The organism is Alkalihalophilus lindianensis (assembly GCF_032843265.1).
Classification (GTDB): domain Bacteria; phylum Bacillota; class Bacilli; order Bacillales; family Bacillaceae_D; genus Alkalihalophilus; species Alkalihalophilus lindianensis.
This window is the reverse complement of record NZ_JAWJBA010000534.1, coordinates 1-261: the sequence shown is the minus strand read 5'-3', so window position 1 is coordinate 261 and position 261 is coordinate 1. Positions and strand designations below refer to the sequence as shown.

1 protein-coding gene is annotated in these 261 nt (G+C 73.9%); it reads left to right on the top strand.

What is annotated here, in order from left to right; translation table 11 throughout:
- The coding region (locus RYX56_RS25970; RefSeq protein ID WP_369293566.1) for a P-II family nitrogen regulator at positions 1 to 141 on the top strand (141 nt) is incomplete at its 5' end.
- Positions 142 to 261: the final 120 nt, after the last annotated feature.

Below are 261 nucleotides of genomic sequence, written 5' to 3'. Positions count from 1 at the left end.
GACGAGGACGCCGAGGCACTCACCGGGGTCATCGTCCAGTCGGCCCGCACCGGCCAGGTCGGGGACGGGAAGGTGTGGATCGTCCCGGTCGACACCGTCGTCCGCGTCCGCACCGGCGAGAGCGGCGCGACAGCGATCTGACCCACAACCCGTCGTAGAAGCACCCCAGGGGGCGTCCGGTTCACCGGGCGCCCCCTCTCAACGGTGTGGCCGCCACCACCGCTGCCGCGCCGGGAACCCAGCCGGCCACCGAGCCGGCAC